At 71.7% G+C, this 17497-nt stretch carries 14 protein-coding genes; 10 read left to right on the forward strand and 4 right to left on the reverse strand.

The genetic code is table 11. From position 1 onward, the window contains the following. The first annotated feature begins 31 nt into the window (after positions 1–31). The 8 genes from B9W62_RS00685 (at position 32) to B9W62_RS00720 (ending at position 8675) form a co-directional block, all read left to right on the forward strand. A complete protein-coding gene (locus tag B9W62_RS00685) occupies positions 32–1309 on the forward strand; it encodes an ABC transporter substrate-binding protein (RefSeq protein WP_087804126.1) in 1278 nt (425 codons plus the stop codon). Next, a complete protein-coding gene (locus B9W62_RS00690) occupies positions 1306–2238 on the forward strand; it encodes a carbohydrate ABC transporter permease (RefSeq protein ID WP_087804128.1) in 933 nt (310 codons plus the stop codon). The genes B9W62_RS00685 and B9W62_RS00690 overlap by 4 nt, the downstream gene beginning before the upstream one ends. A gap of 2 nt (positions 2239–2240) precedes the next feature. Next, entirely contained in the window at positions 2241–3200 is a 960-nt protein-coding gene (locus B9W62_RS00695; RefSeq protein WP_256976144.1) for a carbohydrate ABC transporter permease, read from the forward strand. Between the two features lies 1 nt (position 3201). Continuing rightward, complete coding sequence (locus tag B9W62_RS00700) at positions 3202–5220, forward strand: DUF8034 domain-containing protein (protein WP_087804130.1); 2019 nt, start codon at positions 3202–3204, stop codon at positions 5218–5220. After that, on the forward strand, positions 5217–6035 hold the full coding sequence (locus B9W62_RS00705; protein ID WP_179235284.1) for an RraA family protein: 819 nt from the start codon (positions 5217–5219) through the stop codon (positions 6033–6035). The genes B9W62_RS00700 and B9W62_RS00705 overlap by 4 nt, the downstream gene beginning before the upstream one ends. Beyond that, entirely contained in the window at positions 6014–6955 is a 942-nt protein-coding gene (locus B9W62_RS00710; RefSeq protein WP_256976146.1) for an aldo/keto reductase, read from the forward strand. The genes B9W62_RS00705 and B9W62_RS00710 overlap by 22 nt, the downstream gene beginning before the upstream one ends. A 94-nt stretch (positions 6956–7049) precedes the next feature. After that, the gene (locus tag B9W62_RS00715; RefSeq protein WP_087804132.1) at positions 7050–7832 is read left to right on the forward strand and encodes an SDR family NAD(P)-dependent oxidoreductase; all 783 of its coding nucleotides are present in this window, start codon (positions 7050–7052) and stop codon (positions 7830–7832) included. Positions 7833–7841: 9 nt separating this feature from the next. Then, positions 7842–8675: an amidohydrolase family protein gene (locus tag B9W62_RS00720; protein ID WP_087804134.1), complete on the forward strand. Its 834-nt coding sequence runs from the start codon at positions 7842–7844 to the stop codon at positions 8673–8675. A gap of 14 nt (positions 8676–8689) precedes the next feature. Here the strand turns inward: B9W62_RS00720 and B9W62_RS00725 are convergent, their stop codons facing one another. From B9W62_RS00725 to B9W62_RS00735, 3 genes are all read right to left on the reverse strand, one after another. Further along, on the reverse strand, positions 8690–10627 hold the full coding sequence (locus B9W62_RS00725; RefSeq protein WP_087804136.1) for an FUSC family protein: 1938 nt from the start codon (positions 10625–10627) through the stop codon (positions 8690–8692). A 66-nt stretch (positions 10628–10693) separates the two neighbouring features. Beyond that, positions 10694–13636 carry a SpoIIE family protein phosphatase gene (locus tag B9W62_RS00730; protein WP_179235285.1) on the reverse strand — a complete coding sequence of 981 codons (2943 nt, stop codon included), beginning with the start codon at positions 13634–13636 and terminating at the stop codon, positions 10694–10696. Positions 13637–13646: 10 nt separating this feature from the next. Further along, positions 13647–14084 (reverse strand): cupin domain-containing protein, encoded by a 438-nt coding sequence (locus B9W62_RS00735; protein ID WP_087804138.1) that lies wholly within the window; start codon positions 14082–14084, stop codon positions 13647–13649. Positions 14085–14348: 264 nt separating this feature from the next. Here B9W62_RS00735 and B9W62_RS00740 point away from each other — a divergent pair, with 264 nt between their 5' ends. Together B9W62_RS00740 and B9W62_RS00745 are read left to right on the forward strand one after the other, a co-directional pair. Further along, positions 14349–15662, forward strand: coding sequence for a CynX/NimT family MFS transporter (locus B9W62_RS00740; protein ID WP_087811672.1), 1314 nt, complete (start codon positions 14349–14351; stop codon positions 15660–15662). Next, the gene (locus B9W62_RS00745; RefSeq protein WP_087804140.1) at positions 15659–16201 is read left to right on the forward strand and encodes a universal stress protein; all 543 of its coding nucleotides are present in this window, start codon (positions 15659–15661) and stop codon (positions 16199–16201) included. The genes B9W62_RS00740 and B9W62_RS00745 overlap by 4 nt, the downstream gene beginning before the upstream one ends. Before the next feature lie 135 nt (positions 16202–16336). On the opposite strand, the gene B9W62_RS00750 is transcribed toward B9W62_RS00745, so the two are convergent. Next, positions 16337–17404, reverse strand: a complete 1068-nt coding sequence (locus B9W62_RS00750; RefSeq protein ID WP_087804142.1) for a ferritin-like domain-containing protein — start codon at positions 17402–17404, stop codon at positions 16337–16339. Between the last annotated feature and the right edge of the window lie 93 nt (positions 17405–17497).

The raw sequence follows: 17497 nt of genomic DNA on the forward strand, positions 1-17497 counted from the left end.
TCGATAGAACATAATCGATAGGGAGGGCGACATGGCCCGGAGAAGATCCATCAACGCTGCGGTAGGCATCCTGTTGGGCCTGGCCCTGACCACCGCGTGCGGTGGCAGCGGCGGGTTCGAGGCGGACTCGGCCGCCGACCCGGACTCGGGTGCCACCGGCACCGTACGGATGCTGGTGAACATCACACCGAACCTGACCAAGGGGTACTGGCGGGAGCTGGTCGCTCCCTTCGAGAAGGCCAACCCCGGAATCAAGGTACAGATCGACTCGCCCACGGCCGCCGACGGCTCCGTGGACAGCACACTGCAACAGTTGCTGGCAGCGGGCAACGCCCCCGACGTCGTCGAGGGCTCGCACAACGACAAGGTCCTCCCCTATCTCAGGGACCTGTCCGACCTGAGCTGGGCGGCCGACGCGCCGATGGCGGACGCCCAGCGACTGGACGGCCACCTCTACGACGTGGCGATCGGACAGCAGGTCCAGTCCCTCGTCTTCTACAACAAGAAGGCCTTCGAGGAGGCCGGCATCACCGAGCCGCCCGCCACCATGGGGGAACTGACGGGGGCGATGCGGAAGCTCAAGTCCGCCGGATACCTGCCCATGCAGACGGCCGGGGAGTGGGTCACGCAGGCGCAGGTCATGATGCTCTTCGCACCGACCGTCACCACCGGTGAGCCCGACTGGTTCAAGCAGGCCTCCGACGGCAAGCGTTCCCTGAGCACCGACCTCGGCCCGGCCATGGACCTGTACAAGGACTGGCTGGACAAGGGCTATCTGGACAAGCAGGCCCTGGGCACCAAGTACGCCGACGCGGAGACCGAGTTCCTGTCCGGCAAGGCCGCGATGTACCCGATGGGCTGCTGGTTCGTGGCCGCCGAGGCACAGGCGAAGAAGGACTTCGAGGTCGGTGTCTTCGCCTCGCCCCAGCTCAACGACCCCTCCACCCCGAGGCTCTCGGTGACCCCCGGGGCCAACTACCGCATCTTCAAGGCCGGCAAGCACCAGAAGGCCTCGGAGAAGCTCGTCCAGTTCCTGACCACCGACCGCGCCGCCGTGGCCGGCCAGCTCAAGCAGGACTCCTCGTTCCGCACCGGGTACCCCTACAAGCTCTCTCCGCTGGCCGACGAGGTGCAGGCGCTCCTCGACAAGTCCACCGGCCACCAGGCCATCGCCGGCAGCGGCGAGTACCAGATGCCGACCGGCTTCGAGGCCGAACAGAACAAGCAGGTGCAGAGCCTCTACACGGGCGGCGACGCCGGTGACGGGCTGAAGAACGTGGACACCTGGCTGAAGGCGCACACGAAATGAGTCTGCCCACCACCTCCCGGCCGACGCGGGCCGTGCGCGACCTGTTCGCCACCGCCCGCGGCCGGGACCGGCTGACGGGGCTGCTCATGACCGCTCCCGCGGTCGCGCTCTTCCTCGTCATGATGGTCGTGCCCCTGGTGCTGTCCGGCTATCTCAGTCTGACCGACTGGGACGGCTACACGGCACACCCCGCGATGGTGGGGCTCGACCACTACCGCGCCCTCCTGGACGATCCGGAGGTCCGGCAGGCGGCCTGGATCACGGTGCTGCTGGCGGTGATCGGCACCCTCGCCGTCAACGCCGTGGGACTCGCTCTGGCCCTCGCCATCTCCACCCCCAGCCGCACCAACACCGTGCTGCGGACCGTCTTCTTCTACCCGTACGTCATCAGTGCGCTGATCATCGGCTTCCTCTGGTCGGCGCTGCTGTCCACCAACGGCGCGGTCAACAGCGTGCTGCGCGCCGCCGGGCACGCCGGACTGCCGTTCCTGTCGCAGCCCGGCTGGGCGCTGGCGAGCCTGATCGGGGTCGTGGTGTGGTCCGGCTTCGGGTTCACTCTCGTGCTGTACATCGCCGGACTGCACACCGTCCCCGCCTCGCTGCTCGAAGCCGCCCGGATCGACGGGGCCGGCCGGTGGCGGACCCTGCGCAGTGTGACCCTGCCGATGATCGCGCCGGTCGTCACCGTCAACATCGTGCTGACCCTGGTGACCCTGCTGCGCTCCTACGACCTGGTCCTCTCCCTGACCGGAGGCGGTCCCGCGGGCTCCACCCAGACCGCCGCCTATCTGATCCTGGCCCAGTCGTTCCAGAACAACGCCCTGGGATACGGCTCCGCCCAGTCGATGGTGCTGACGGTGGTGACCGGCATCGCCGCCCTGGCGATCACCTTCCTGCGGCGCCGCGCCGACGAGAGAGCGGGGGCCTGACCATGCCCACCGAACCCACCACCAGCCCTCGCCGGCCCGTCATCGGCCCGGTGGCCCCCGCCACGGCTCCGAACCGGCGACCGCGGCGCCCGGCGCCCGCCCCGCGGACGCGACGGCGCGCGAGCGGCACCGTAGCGGGAACCTCGCTGTGGCGGCTGCCCCTGCTCCTCGTGTCCGCCTCGTTCATGGTGATCCCGCTGTGGCTGCTGGTCGTCAACGCCTTCAAGTCGGAGCAGGACATCCGCGACTCCCCGTTCGGCCTGCCGCTGACCCGACTGAGCCTGCGGCCGCTGCGCGACGCGTTCTCCAACCCGGACTTCGACGTCGTACGGGCCTACGGGATCACCCTGTTGTTCGTGCTGCTCGTCAACGTCCTGTCCCTGCTGGTGTCGGCCCCGGTGTCGTACGTGATCGCCCGCGGCACCACCCGCTGGCACACGGCGCTGCTGCTGCTGTTCGTCGCCGGGACGTTCGTCCCCAGCCAGGTGCTGCTGATCCCGGTGGTCTACGTCCTCAAGTACCTCGGACTGATGGGCACCATCCCCGGCTTCGTGCTCTTCGAGACGGCGCTGACCCTGCCCGTGTCGGTGTTCCTGTACAGCGCCTACATCCGGACCATCCCCAGGGAGCTGGACCAGGCAGCGTCCGTGGACGGCCTGGGACGGCTGCGGACCTTCCAGCTCGTCGTGCTGCCGCTGATGCGTCCCATGGTGGCCACGGCCGTGATCCTGCACAGCCTCAGTGTGTGGAACGACTTCGCCAACCCGCAGATCATCCTCGGCCCCGGCAGCGGTCTCTACACGGTCACCACCGGGGTGTACGCCGCGGTCGGCAAGTACTCGACGCACTACGCCGTGGTCTTCCCCAACCTGCTCCTCGCCGTCGCGCCGGCACTCGCCTTCTTCGCGATCATGCAGCGGCACATCATCAGCGGCCTGACCTCCGGCGCCCTGAAGGGCTGACATGAGCGCACGACACGACATCCCCGCCACCGGGGCGAGCTCCACCGGGACTCCGCCGTCCGGCGGCACGCCCCCCGAAGCCCGCCCCGTCGAGATCACCGCCACCCTGCCCACCGGGCCGCCGCCCGCCTGGGCCGTGCTGCAACGCCACCTCTTCGACGAACTCGACTCAGCCTGGCGGCTGTTCAGCGACCGATACACCGAACCCGACGGCCGGCTGCGCTTCTCCGGCACCATTCCCGACCGGGACGGCGCCGACGACTTCTACGAGGCGTTCTTCAACTGGCCCGCCCTCTATCGCCTGGGCGGCGCCGACGACCTGCTGCCCGCGGTCAAGCGCCACTGGGAAGGAGTCACCGCACAGCTCACCGAACTGGGCCTGTACCGGGACGAGTTCGAGCGCGGCTACGACTGGTTCCACCAGGGCGAGGCCCTGCTGATGTTCTACGGCATCTGCGCCGCCGACCCCGGCGACCAGCGCTTCCGCGACCGGGCCCGGCGCTTCGCCGAGCAGTACCTCCCGGGCAGCGCGACCGGCAACTACGACCCCGCCACCAGGACCCTGCGCTCCCCGCACAACGGCTCGGACGGCCCCCGGACCGGCCTCGGCCCGCAGTGGGACGACCGGTTCGGGCACGAGCAGCGGGGCATGCGCCCCTATGGTCTGCCCCTGCGCGACGTCCCCGGCATCACCTCCTGGGACGACCTGGCCGACGAGGACAACGCCGTGCGGATGGGCCACGCGATGCGCGATCGGCTCGGCCGCGGCGACACCGCCGTCGACCTGGCCGCCACCGCTCTCGTCGTCAACGCCTGGTTGTACGACCACGACCCGCGCCTGGCGGACTGGGTCCTGGAATACGTCGACGCCTGGCGGGAGCGTGCGGCCGATGCCGGTGCCATGCCCGACAACGTCGGACCCTCCGGCAAGGTCGGCGAGGACCACGGGGGCCGCTGGTACGGCGGCCACTACGGCTGGACCTGGCCGCACGGCGTGCACTCGATCGGTGCGGCGACGCTGGTCGGAGCCATCAGTGCCGGCATGCTCGACCGCGCCGACGCCCGGCTGGACCTCGCCCGGCGGCCCCTGGACCAGGTCTGGGAGCAGCGTCGCACCGCCATGCCGTACGACACCGGCGCGACCCGCCGCCCCGGCTGGGCCCACGCCCTCGGCCTGGGTGCGGGACGCACCGTCAACGCGCTGCCCACCCGCGTCGGCCCCGAGGGATGGTTCGACCACCAACCCGCCCAGGTCGCCTACTGGACCTGGCTGTGGTGGTTCGGCATGCGCGACGAGGACCGCGCCCGTCTGGACCGGGTCCGCGAACACTCCGGCTACGACTGGCGGGAGGTGCACGCCTTCCGCGACAAGGAGGAGGCCGGGCACGAGGCGCCGTGGCTCGCCTACCTCGACGGCGACAACCCCGGCTACCCCGAGCGTGCCCTGCGCATGGCCCTCGCCCAGGTCGCCCACCGCACCGCCCTGATGACGGCCGAGGACGCCGACGCCGACAGCGCCGACCTGCACAAGTGGCAGCGGGTGAACCCGGTGGTCACCGAGGTCCTCACCCAGCTGACGACCGGAGCACCGCAGACCCTCTACAACGGCGGTCTGCCGCTCGCCCGGGTGCGCTACGACGACCTGGACGCCGCCCGACCCGGGCTCCCCTGGGACGTCGCCGCCCTCGTCGAACACCTCGACTCCACCGGCACCACCGTGCAGTTGGTCAACCTCAGTACGGTGCACACACGCCGACTGCGGCTGCTCGCGGGCGGCTTCGGCGAGCACCTGATCACCGAGGCCCACTGGACCGGCGGCGGCGAGCACTATCCCGGCGACTCCCACGACTACCACCTGCCGACCGGCCCCGAGACCGAGCACTCGGTACCGGTCGACGACAACGGCCTGCACATCGTCCTGCCCCCGGGGCGCCGCATCCGGCTGCGGCTGGACATGCGGCTCAACGCCCGCCCCTTCGCCCACCACACGTCCCCCACCACCTTCCGGAGAGCCCGATGACCATGTCACTCCCCCGTCCCGCGAGCCACGAGGCCGACGGCGCCGCCGCGGCCGACGCCAAGCCCGTGTGGGACCTGCCCGTGCACGGTGAGCCCTGGGAGCGCCCCGACGGCGAGCTGGTGCGGAGCCTGAACCGGGTCAGCTCCGCCACCGCCTGCGCCAAGCTCCACGAACTCGGCATCCGCCGCAGCTATCTGTCCGGTCCCACCGCCCTGGAACTCGGCAACAAGGTGACGGGCCCGGCCCGCACCCTCCAGTTCATGCCGCAGCGCGAGGACGTCGCCAGCGGCCTGGCCCAGGAGTACGTCGAGCGCAGCACGGCCCTGTGGGCGGTCCTCGAAGAGGTCCAGCCCGGCGACGTCCTGGTCGTCCAGGCCTACGGCAGCGCCTTCACCGGCTGCCTCGGCGACATGCTGGTGCGTTACTTCAAGCGCAAGGGCGGCGCCGGCATCGTCGTCGACGGGCGCATCCGGGACGCGCCCCGCGTCCGCGAACTCGGCGTCCCGATCTGGTGCACCGGCACCACCCCGCACTACGCCTCCCAGTCCGAGCTGTTCCCCTGGGCCTACGACGTGCCCGTGGCGGCCGGCGGTGTCCTCACCCTGCCCGGCGACCTCGTCGTCGCCGACGACGACGGCGCGGTGGTGGTCCCGGTGTCCAAGGCGCAGGAGATCGTCGACAGCGCCTTTGACCACGAGCAGTGGGAGGAGTTCAGCCGGATGCGCATCGACCAGGGCGCACGGCTGTCGGACTACTACCCGCTGAGCCCCGACAGCAGGGAGGAGTACGAGCAGTGGCGCGCCTCGAAGCGGTGACCCCGGCCGACGGCCGACGGCTCGCCCTGCCCCGCTTCGGCCTCGGGTGCGCCCCGATCGGCGATCTCTACCACGAGGTGGATCCCGACGTCGCCGCGGCCACCGTGCACGCCGCGATCGACGGCGGGGCCACGCTGATCGACACGGCTCCGCTGTACGGCGACGGTCTGTCCGAGCGTCGGGTCGGCAGGGCGCTGGCCACCGTGGACCGCGCCCGGTTCCAGCTGTCCACCAAGGTCGGCTGGCAGATCGCCGAAGGCGCCGAGCCCCGGCACGCGTTCGGCCGCGACGACGTCCTGCGCAGCCTCGAGGGCAGCATGGAACGTCTCGGTGTCGACCGCTTCGACGTCGTGCACGTGCACGACCCCGAGGACCATCTCGACGAGGCGGTGCGGCACGCCGTGCCCGCGCTGCTGCGCCTGCGGGACGAGGGAGTCGTCGGCGCCGTCGGCGCCGGGATGAACCACAGCGCGCCGCTGGCGGAGCTGGTGCGGCGCGCCGACCTGGACGTGGTGCTGATCGCCGGCCGCTACACACTGCTGGAGCAGCCCGCGCTGGCCGACCTGCTCCCCCTGTGCGCCGAACGGGGCGTCGGGGTGATCGCCGCCGGTGTGTTCAACTCCGGGTTGCTGGCGGACCCCCGGCCCGGCGCGCCGTACCACTACCACCCGGTACCGGACGACGTGCTGCGGCGGGCGCTGGCGCTCGACGACGTCTGCGCACGGCACGGGGTGCCGCTGCGGGCCGCGGCCCAGCAGTTCCCGTTCGGACACCCGGCCGTGGTGTCCGTCGTCGTGGGCGCCGCGTCGCCGCACGAGGTGACGGGCAACCTCGAGCTGGCCGGTCACCCGATCCCGGCCGCGATGTGGGCGGAGCTGCGCGAGGCGCACCTGCTCGACCCGGCCGTCCCGGTGCCGTGACAGCGGGCGCCGGGCCACGGGCGGCCACAGCACCAGGGCCAGGACCCGGACCAGAATCAAGACCAGGACCGAAGACCATGGGGAGAGAGCACATATGACAACGACCGGTTCCGCACTGTCCGGCGCGCTGCCCTTCGCCGGTCTCACCGCACTGGTCACCGGCGGCGCCTCCGGGATCGGCCTGGCCACCGCCCGGCTGCTCACCGCCCAGGGCGCCCGCGTGGCCGTCCTGGACCTGTCCGAACCGGAGCCCGCCGACTTCGCGGCGGCTCTGCGCGCGGACATACGCGACGACGCCTCGGTGGTGGCCGCCGTCGACGCGGCGGTCTCCCGGCTCGGCGGACTCGACATCGTCGTCAACAACGCGGGGATCGGGGCGCAGGGCGGCGTCGAGGACAACTCCGACGAGGAGTGGCACCGCGTCCTGGACACCAACGTCGTCGGCATGGTCCGGGTCACCCGGGCCGCGCTGCCCGCCCTGCGGGCCTCCGTCCACGCGGCGGTCGTCAACGTCGGCTCCATCGCCGCCACCGCCGGGCTGCCCCAGCGGGTGCTGTACTCGGCCGGCAAGGGCGCGGTGGTGGCGATGACCCGGGCCATGGCCGCCGACCTGTTGCCGGAGGGCATCCGGGTCAACGCGGTCAACCCCGGGACCGCGGACACGCCCTGGATCGGCCGGCTGCTGGACCGGGCCGCCGATCCCGCCGCCGAGTACACCGCCCTGGCGGCCCGGCAGCCGCACGGCCGCCTGGTCGCCGCCGAGGAGGTCGCCGCCGCGATCGCCTACCTCGCCTCGCCGGCCGCCGGGTCGACCACGGGCACGTGCCTGGCCGTGGACGGCGGCATGGACGGCCTGCGGCTGCGCAAGGAGGGGTGAGCCGGCTCCGTGCGTGTCGACGCCCATCACCATGTGTGGGACCTGGCCGTCCGCGACCTGCCGTGGACCCGCGGCAGTCCGGTCCTGCACCGCACCTACACGGCCGACGACCTGCGCCCGGCCCTGCTGCGGAACGCGATCGACGCCACCGTCGTGGTGCAGACGTGTGCCGTGGCCGAGGAGACGGCGGAACTGCTGGCCCTGGCCGCCGACGACCCGCACACCAAGGCGGTCGTCGGCTGGGCCGACCTCACCGCCCCGGCCGTCGCCGACCACCTCGCCGCGCTGCGCGAGGGCCCCGGCGGCCGGGCCCTGGTGGGCCTGCGGCACCCGGTGACGGACGAGGCGGACCCGGACTGGCTCGCCCGGTCCGAGGTCCGCCGCGGGCTGCGTGCGGCCGCCGACGCGGGTCTCGTCCACGACCTGCTGGTCCGCCCGGACCAGCTGCCGGCCGCGGTACGCGCGGTACGGGAACTGCCCGAGGTCCGCTTCGTCCTGGACCACGCGGGCAACCCGGTGACCGACCCGGACGCGTTCGCCGTCTGGGCGGGGCACATGGCCGCTCTGGCGGTCTGCCCCAACGTCGCCGTCAAGCTGTCCGGTCTGGTGACCCGCACCACCGGGGATCCGGTCCGCGCGCTGCGTCCGTTCACCGACGTGCTGCTGTCGGCCCTGGGGCCGCGGTGTCTCATGTACGGCTCGGACTGGCCGGTGTGCCTGCTGGCGGCCGGGTACGACGAGGTGCTCGCGCTCGCCGAGACCCTCACCGCGGGTCTCGGGACGGAGGAATGCGAGGCGGTCTTCGGGGCCACGGCCGCCCGCTGGTACGGCATCGGCGCCTGACCGCCGGCGTCGGTTCAACGAGGCCCGGCGAGTGATCTGGCTGCCGCGACCTCGTGGCGCACCGGGTCCAGAACACTGTTCACGGGACTGGTCGAGTGGTGGGGCAGCGTCGTCGTGCCCTCGGGTTCCCGAAGGTGTTCCGCCAGCTCGCGCAACTGCCGGGAGACCTGCCGGGTCTCGGCCGCGGACGGGGCCTGCGCACCGTGATGAACGCTGATGCGGGCTGCGGTGGTCGCGTCCACGATGCGCTCGACGGCGATGACCAGTGGCCACCAGGCCGCCGCCCGACGGCCCGTGGGCGGTGGTTCGGTCAGGGCCCGCTGGAACTCGGTGCGAACGGTGGAGAGATCTCGGTAGAGGCGGCGGCGCATACGGGTGCGGTCGGACGGGTCGACGCCTGCGCCGAAGGCGGCGTCGACGTAGGCAGCCGTGTCCGTGACGGCTTGGGCCAGTCGGTGGCCGACTCGGGTGCCCCAGCTCTCGGGCCACAGGAGGTAACCCGCGACGACCACGATCGCGCAGCCCAGCAGCGAGTCGAACAGGCGGGGCAGCAGGAGATCCGTGCCGTTCCGGTTGAGGACGTCCGACAGGAGGAGGATCACCGGGGTGATCGCCGCGGTCTGGTACCCGTACCCGCGTGGCGACAGAGCCGGAATCAACGCCGCCAGGCCCGCCAGGACGGGCACGTCCCACCAGCCGCGCGGCACACCCGCCAGCACCGCCGCCGCCAGCAGGAGTCCGGCCACGGTGCCCAGGGCCCGCAGCACCGCCCGGGAGAACACCGACCCGTAGTCGGGCTTGAGGACGAAGGTCACGGTGAGAGCGACCCAGTAGGAGCGCGGCACCGGGACCAGCGACACGAATCCCTGCGCGAGGGCGATGCACAGGGCGAGGCGAAGCCCGTACCGCCAGGAGCCGGCGGACAGGGACGCTTCGCGCACCGCGCGTGCCGTGCGCACCCTCAGGCGGGTCGGTCCGCTGGTGCGGTAGTCCAGACCCCACGGGTCGACGTCGGGGTCGGCCACCACCTCGGCCGCGTGCCGCAGCGCGTGCTCGACGGCGCGTCCGGCGTCGGTGGTGGGGGCGGGCAGGACCGGCCGCCTGGGCTCCGTGCGGCCCGCCTCGATGTCGTCGGCCAGGAGCCGTACCGCGTCGGGCACCTCCGGTGGCAGGGCCCGGGTGGCGAGGAGGAGGGTGGGCGCCGCCTCGGCCACGGGGTTGATGGCGTTCAACTGGGTCACCAGGCGGGTCAGTTCCCGGCTGCGGGCGTGCTGGCGGGCTCGACGGGCGAGGAGAAGGTCGTAGGCGTGGTTGAGCGCGTGGGTGACCTCGGTGCGCGCGGCGCCGTACCGGTCGGGGTCGGTTCCACGGGCGAGCAGCTCGGCGACGGAGCGGTAGGCCGCCGCGACCGACGCGCGCTCCGCGAGGCCGGCTCGCAGGGGCCAGGCCAGCAGCGCCAGTACGAGCACCCCGAGCCCGCCGAGACTCAACAGGACCGGTGCGGTCCACCAGGCGCCGGGGAGCGGAAGTCCCGCACCGATCACCGCGTTGAGGAGCAGCAGCAGTCCGGAGGACGAGGCGACCGTGCCGATCGTGGAGATCATTCCGGACAGCAGGGCGACAGCCGTGAGGGTGGCGACCGTGACCCAGCCACTGTCGTAGACGAGTGAGCCCACCACGACGCCCGCCGCTCCGGTGACCTGGGGTACGGCGATGTTGAGCACGCGCAGTCGGTAGGCGTCGGCGGTGTCCCCGATCACACCGTTGAGAGCACCCAGTGCCGCCACCGCACCGTAGGCGGGGTGCCCTGCGGCGATCCCGACCGCCAGCGGCAGGGACAGCGCCACGGACGCGCGGACCATGGCCGCGCGGTTCATGGATGCGGGGTGGGCTTCAAGATTCCGGACGAGCCAGTCGGGAGGAGCCTGACGCCCGGAACGTGCACGTTCCATGGGGCTATTGTCCGGCAGGTACAGGCCGGCCCGGGACACCCGGCCCCGGCAAGTCAGGGTGTTCCGTCACAGCTCCTGATCGCCGAAGGGCAACGCGTCCAGATCCCCGGCGAAGTCCCCGACGGCCGGGAACATCAGTGCCAGGGCATCGGAGGGATCGTCGCGGGGGTGCTCGGCGCCGGCGAGATCCTGCTCGGTCCAGATGCACTTCCCGCGCGCGGTGTAGCGCGTCCCCCAGCGCCGGGAGAGGGCCGTGATCAGTTGCAGTCCGCGGCCTCCCTCGTCGGTGTCCGTCGCCCGGCGAATGCGCGGCATGGTCAGGCTGCCGTCGTACACCTCGCAGATCAACTCCGTGTCGTACAGGAGTCGCAGGACGAGGGGGCCCTTGGCGTGCCGGACGACGTTGCCCACGAGTTCGCTGACGATCAGCTCGGTGGCGGGGATCAGGTGGTCCATGCCCCATGCGGCGAGTTGCTCACGGACGTGCTGGCGCGCCAGACCGGCGGCCTTGGGGTCGTCGCCGAGCGGCCACCGGGCCATCTTCTCTTCGGGCGTGGCGTGCAGTCGGGCGACGAGCAGGGCCGCGTCGTCGGCCGCCTGCTGGTCGGCGGGGAGCAGACCGGCCGTCAGGATGTCACAGAGGTGTTCCAGATCGAGGCGCGCACCGCCCTCACCCGCCGCGGCACTGTACGCGGTGGTCAGCAGACCGGCGAGGGTCCGCATGCCCTGGTCCATCTCGCGGGCGGACGACTCCACCAGCCCGTCGGTGTAGAGCACGAGGAGGCTGCCCTCCGGTACGGTCAACTCCACCGTTTCGAAGGGTGGTTCTGCCGCACCGAGGGGCGGGTCGGGTGGTAGTTCGGGGAACTGGACGCTGCCGTCCGGCAGCACCAGCGCGGGTGGCGGGTGGCCCGCACGCGCGAGGGAGCAGACGCGTGTGGTCGGGTCGTAGAGCGCATACAGGCAGGTGACGTACGACTCCTCGTCCATGCCGCCGACGATGTCGTTGAGATGGCTCATGATCTCGTCGGGGGGCAGTTCCAGGTCGGCGAGGGTGTGGACCGCGGTACGCAGCCGGCCCATCGTCGCCGCCTCCGGCAGGCCGTGCCCCATCACGTCGCCCACCACGAGGGCGACTTGGCCCCCCGAGAGCGGAATGATGTCGTACCAGTCGCCTCCCACGTCCATGCCCTGTCCCGCGGGGAGGTAGCGGGCCGCCGCGGTGCACGCCGAGACGGAGGGCAGATCCCGTGGGAGGAGCCCGCGCTGGAGTTCACGGGACCGGGTGTGCTCGGCATCGTAGAGCCTCGCCCGTTCCAGGGACTGGGCCACGAGCGCGGTGATGGTGGTCAGCAGGGTGCGTTCGTCGTCGGTGAGCAGCCGAGGACGGTCGAAGGACAGGACGCAGACGCCGAACGTGACGCCCGACGCCGTCAGCGGCAGGAACGCCCAGGACTCGTGGCCCGGGCGCACCGGCAGCTCGGGGGCGTCGGGTGAATGTGCGACGAGTTCCCCCACGGAGGACAGGAAGAGGGGGGTACCGGACGCTATGACGGTCGAGCGCGGGCCGCGCGATGCCCGGGACAGGCCTTCGGCACTGCTGGGGAATCCGTCGTCGTAACCGACCGCGCCCACCGTGTGCAGTGACTCGCCCTCCACCGTCTGCACCAGTAGCCCTACGGCCGCGAACGGTGCCAGTACCCGTGGGGCGAGGGCGTCCACGACGTCGCGTGAGGTCGTGGCCTTGGCGAGCGCGGCGGTCAGCTTCGCGACGTGCGCGGCGCGCTCGGCCGCGGCGCGCTCGGCGGCCTGCCGCTCCTCCTGGAGGCGCCGCTTCTGCGTGACGTCCGTGATGTAGAGCGTCCGGCCGCCCGGACCGGGGACAAGGCGCAGGTGATACCGGCGGTCCTCGGGCATGCTCACGTCGAAGCTGGCGGGCTCGTCCGTGTCTACGGCGCTGCGGAGCCGGCTCTCCATCCCCGGGATCCGCCGCGTGGCGGGCAGGGCCCACGGGACCCGGCCGAGCAGTTCGTCCTCCGAGGAGCCCAGCACGCGCTCCGCTTCGCGATTGGCGAAGATGATCCGCCACTCGTCGTCGAACGCCAGGAATCCGTCGCTCATGTGGCGCAGGGCGCGGCTGAGCGCGTCACGGGCGGACCGGGACTCGTCGTTCTCCCAGCCGACGCCGACCAGCCGGACGGGTTCACCGTGTTCGTCGTACGTCGCCCTGCCGCGCACCCGGACCCAGCCGTAGGTGCCGTCCAGGCGGCGGACGCGGTACTCCGCCTCGTACACCGTGTGGTCGCGGATCGCGCGCTCCGCCGTGCTGAGAGTCGGTGCCAGGTCGTCCGGATGAATGTTCTTCATCCAGTTCTCGATCTTCCCGACGAAGTCCGCGGCTCTGGTGCCGAACACCTCCAGGGCCGCCTCGTCCCAGGCGAGACGTCCGGTGCGGATGTCCCATTCCCATGAGCCGACGCTGACCTCGTGAAGAGCGTGGCGCAGCCGCTCACCGCTCAGCTCGGTGTGCGCCGGCCCGGCGGCCGGCGGCGCCTGGGCCATGCGCTCCTCGGTCCAGGCGGACACGGCCCTCAGGAATTCCCACTGCGGTGGCGTGGGCGCTCTGCCGTCGCTCATGACGACGGAGAGCGCTCCGATGCTGCGATCCTTGCCGGACAGCGGGACGGCGGCCAGGCCACTGCCCTGAACCGGCCCCTTCGTGGTCATGGGGGCCTCGGCGCCGGCGGGCGACCAGACCCCGCTGCCCTCGTAGAGGGCGCGGGCGGGGGCCAGTGAGCCCTCCTGGTCGATGATCTCCCAGGGAAGTGTGACGACCGACGGCAGACCTACGGCCGAAACCAGCCGCAGCGCGGACATGGGGCCGCGGAGATGGATCATTCCCCCCAGGCCGCCCAGCTCACCCACGACCTGCTGGAGCGCCAGCCTGAAGATCTCACTCTCCGTCGTACCTGGCCCCACGCCACCGAGCAACGCAAGCCGTGCGTTCATGGCCTAAATCTTACTCGGGCAGGTCGCAGCCCGGTGCGGGAGCGTCCTCGGACAGCGGCGCGCCGTGCGGCAGTACGTACAGGACGTCCAGGACGACGTCGTCCGCACCGCGGTTCTCGCCGATGTGCACGTGGTCCGCGCCCGCCGGCTCCTTCAGGAAGCTGCCCTTCTTGTAGACGCCGTCCGAGGCGCAGTCGCTGTCGAAGTGGCTGAGCGTGCCCTGCTTGACGTAGGCGAACAGGGTGCCGTCGTGGTAGTGCCATCCGGTCGCCTGACCGGCGGGGATGGTGATCTCACGGAGTACGTAGTCCCGGCCGCCCTCGGTCCACTGCGCCAGGATCGTGCCGCTGACGCCGGGCCCGCCGGGCGTGGCCTGGGCGATGCCCGGGGTCAGCGCGAGTCCGACGAGCGCGGTTCCTACCGCTGCTGCACGCAACGTGGTGCGCATGGTGATTCCCTTCGGGAGATGAGTGGTTGACCGGCCGCGGGATGCCGACGACCAGTTCACACGACACACTGTATTACTACTATGTCTGACCGTAGACAGTGTGATTGCGTGACGGGCTCGTCGAAAAAACATGTCAGCGGACGCGCACACGGCGGGATAGTGTCACCGCGAGTGGAAACATCCCATCATTCCATGAGCAACATCACACCTCACAGTGTGCCCGAGGGGCATCCTCAAACATCCCATCATTCTACGATGCTGGTCATGCGCAGTGAGGAAGAACAAGTGCGCGGTCCAGGCGACCGCGACGGCATCGACACGTTCACGAACCTCTCCGAAGATCGCGGGGATCGCGTCACGGGCCGCTCCGGGCCATGGCGCGGCCGTCTGCTCGTCGCCGGACTGGTCCTGACCGCGTGCAACCTGCGGCCCGCCGTCACCAGCCTCGGCCCGCTGCTGGAGGAAGTGCGGCACGGACTCCACATGAGCGCGGCCGTCGCCGGTGTGCTCACCTCCGTCCCCGCCCTGTGCTTCTCCGTGTTCGGTGTCGCCGCTCCGCGGCTCGCCCGGCGCCTTGGCCCCGCCCGTGTGGTGGCGCTGGGCATGGCAGCCGTCGCCCTCGGCCTGCTGGTGCGTCCCTGGGCCGGTTCGGTGCCCGGGTTCCTGACCGCGAGCGCTCTCGCGCTCATGGGCATCGCCCTCAGCAACGTCCTGATGCCGGTCATCGTCAAGCGCTACTTCCCCGACAGGGTCGGCGCCATGACGGGTCTCTACTCGATGGCCCTCTCGCTCGGCACGGCCGTCGCCGCCGGAGTGACCGTGCCGGTGACGAGTGCCCTGGGAGGGGACTGGCGACTCGGCCTCGCGGTCTGGGGCGCCCTCGCGGTGGTGGCCGTCCTGCCCTGGCTGCCCTTCGTCCGGAAGGGCGAACCGGCCACTCCCTTTGGCCCGGACCGGTCGGCCGGGGCGCGGACGGCGGACCACCCCGCACCCCGCGTGTCACGGAGCCGCACGGCCTGGGCGCTCGCGGTCTTCATGGGGCTCCAGTCCACCGGTGCCTACGTCACCATGGGCTGGCTGCCCCAGATCTACCGCGACGCCGGCCTGCCCGCCGGCACCGCCGGGCTGCTGCTGGCCGTCACCATGGCGGTGGGTGTCCCCCTCGCGTTCGCCATTCCGCGGATGGCGGCGCGCCGTCCGCACCAGGGCCCGGTCGTCCTGGTCCTGGGCGTGGCGGGACTCGTCGGTTACGCCGGGCTGTACTTCGCCCCGGTGGGCGGCGCCTGGGCGTGGGCCCTCATTCTGGGCGTCGCCAACTGCACGTTCCCCCTCGCGCTGACGATGATGAGTCTGCGGGCCAGGACCAGCACGGGCGTGGCCCAACTCTCGGCCTTCGCCCAGAGCGTGGGGTACCTGCTGGCGATCCCGGGACCGATCCTCATCGGAACGCTCTACGAACACAGTGGCGGCTGGGGTCTGCCGATCGCGGTGATGAGCGCGCTGCTCATACCGCAGACGGCCGTCGGATACGTGGCGGGCCGCGACCGCGTCGTCGAGGACGAACTCGCCCACCGTTGACGGGGCGGAAGCCACGACAGACCAGCGGCACCGCCCGCACGGCCGCGCTCCCGCGGTCGTGCACGAAGAGGAAGAAGATCATGTACGAACGCATACTCGTTGCTGTCGATTCCAGCCCCACCCGTCTGTCCACCGTTCACTCGGCCGCCGCGATGGCCCGGCTGACGGGTGCCAGGGTCCGGGTGCTGCACGTCGCCGCGTTCGCTGCCACGCTTGCCGCTGTCGTTCCCCTGGAGGACGACTCGGAAGCCGAGGCCGTGCTCGACGAGGCAGTCGGCGTGCTGCGCCGGAGCGGGGTCGCGGCCGAAGGAGTCATGGTCCACGCGCTCACCGCTCAGATCGCCCGTGTGATCTCCGAGACCGCGGCCGAGTGGAAGGCGGACCTCCTGGTCCTGACACCGCACCACCGCGACCTGTTCGGCGCGCTGTGGGACCCCCGGGTGAGTGACGCCGTCGTCCACACGGGGCGCACGGCCGTCCTGCTGGTGCCGGAGGGCGACGGGACCGATCCGGCCGAACCGCCGGTGACAGACCGGTAGGACCCGGCCCCAGCCGTCCGGCACCCCGCACACGCCGACGCGCGACCGGGCAGTACCCGGTCGCGCGTCGGTCGGGGACGAAGACCTCGTCCGGCCGGATGGATGGACGGACGGACGGACGGATAGATGGATGGGCTAGGACCGGTCCTCGGGTGCCACGTACTCGAACGTCGGGCCCGCGGCCTGGCCGTCGTCGTCCTGGAGGGCCATCAGGCCCTGCGCCTGCGCCTTGAGTGCGTACATGGTGCCCACGGACATCCCCAGCATCGCCGGGTTGCCGTTGAACGCCTGCTCCAGCATCGCGAGTGTCTTGCAGTAGGTCTGGTTGAACACTTCCTGCGCGGCTCGGATCGCACTGCCCTCGGGGTGGTCCGCCAGCCGCGGGTTGGGCCGTACGGGGCGGATGCCGGCCTCGTCGACGGTCACCGCCTCGCCGGTGGGGCCGGAGTCGGGCGTGTCACCGGCCTGGAAGCGCCGGCCCAGCGCGAGTTCCTGGAAACGGTAGTAGTGGGAGACCGCCTGGGTGCCGGGGTGGAACATGTCCTTGTCGCCGTCCCAGACCTCGGCACGGGCGGCGCCCTCGCCCTGCTCGACGATCTCCTCCAGGGCGGCGAGCGCCGAGCCGAGGTCGGTGACCGGGGCGAGGTGCCCCGCCGTGTGGACGAACGGGCCGCCGGCGACCTGGCGGGCCGGGTCCCCGACGAAGACCTGGTCCTCGCCCAGTTCGGCGCACAGGTGCCGCAGGCCCCTCTCGATCGCGTCGTAGAACTGGCCGATCGTCTCGTAGTGATCACCCTCGGCCGGGTCGCCGGGGTGGGCCGGCTGTTCCAGGCGCAGGAACAGCCTGAGTGCCTCCTGGCCGAACGGCAGGAGCGACAGCTCGATGGACGGGTCGGCGTGCGGCATCGTCCGCGGGTGGGGCGGCAGCAGGTGGGGGGCGTCGAGGACGGGTCGGCCGCCGACCGCGTTGAGCAGGTTGGCCGCCAGCGCGAGGTGGATCATCTCCTCGACGAAGACACCGCTGATGAGCTGTACGGCGTCCGCGTTGCGCTCCGCGTCCAGGGAGTAGAGGGCTGTCAGATAGGGCGGCAGCGTGGAGTGTTCGACCTCGATGGCCCACTGCAAGTGCCTGCGCAGGTCGTCCAGCGTCGCGATGCCGGTCGCCGATGCGGTGTCGAGCGTGTCGGTCTGGTCCTGGGACATGGGGGGCTCATTTCGGTGTCGTAGCACAAGGGGGCCCCGGCCGCCGGGCATCGCGGGAGCCGACGGAACGGGCACGCCGTTGGGGTCACCGCT

This window comes from Streptomyces sp. CS113 (assembly GCF_002188365.1).
In the GTDB taxonomy this organism is placed as follows: Bacteria; Actinomycetota; Actinomycetes; order Streptomycetales; family Streptomycetaceae; genus Streptomyces; species Streptomyces tendae.

What these genes read in the sequence shown, in the direction of transcription:
- B9W62_RS00685 (WP_087804126.1), top strand. Translation starts at nt 32, where the DNA reads ATGGCCCGGAGAAGATCCATCAACGCTGCGGTAGGCATCCTGTTGGGC.
- B9W62_RS00690 (WP_087804128.1), top strand. Translation starts at nt 1,306, where the DNA reads ATGAGTCTGCCCACCACCTCCCGGCCGACGCGGGCCGTGCGCGACCTG.
- B9W62_RS00695 (WP_256976144.1), top strand. Translation starts at nt 2,241, where the DNA reads ATGCCCACCGAACCCACCACCAGCCCTCGCCGGCCCGTCATCGGCCCG.
- B9W62_RS00700 (WP_087804130.1), top strand. Translation starts at nt 3,202, where the DNA reads ATGAGCGCACGACACGACATCCCCGCCACCGGGGCGAGCTCCACCGGG.
- B9W62_RS00705 (WP_179235284.1), top strand. Translation starts at nt 5,217, where the DNA reads ATGACCATGTCACTCCCCCGTCCCGCGAGCCACGAGGCCGACGGCGCC.
- B9W62_RS00715 (WP_087804132.1), top strand. Translation starts at nt 7,050, where the DNA reads ATGACAACGACCGGTTCCGCACTGTCCGGCGCGCTGCCCTTCGCCGGT.
- B9W62_RS00725 (WP_087804136.1), bottom strand. Translation starts at nt 10,627, where the DNA reads ATGGAACGTGCACGTTCCGGGCGTCAGGCTCCTCCCGACTGGCTCGTC.
- B9W62_RS00730 (WP_179235285.1), bottom strand. Translation starts at nt 13,636, where the DNA reads ATGAACGCACGGCTTGCGTTGCTCGGTGGCGTGGGGCCAGGTACGACG.
- B9W62_RS00735 (WP_087804138.1), bottom strand. Translation starts at nt 14,084, where the DNA reads ATGCGCACCACGTTGCGTGCAGCAGCGGTAGGAACCGCGCTCGTCGGA.
- B9W62_RS00740 (WP_087811672.1), top strand. Translation starts at nt 14,349, where the DNA reads ATGCGCAGTGAGGAAGAACAAGTGCGCGGTCCAGGCGACCGCGACGGC.
- B9W62_RS00750 (WP_087804142.1), bottom strand. Translation starts at nt 17,404, where the DNA reads ATGTCCCAGGACCAGACCGACACGCTCGACACCGCATCGGCGACCGGC.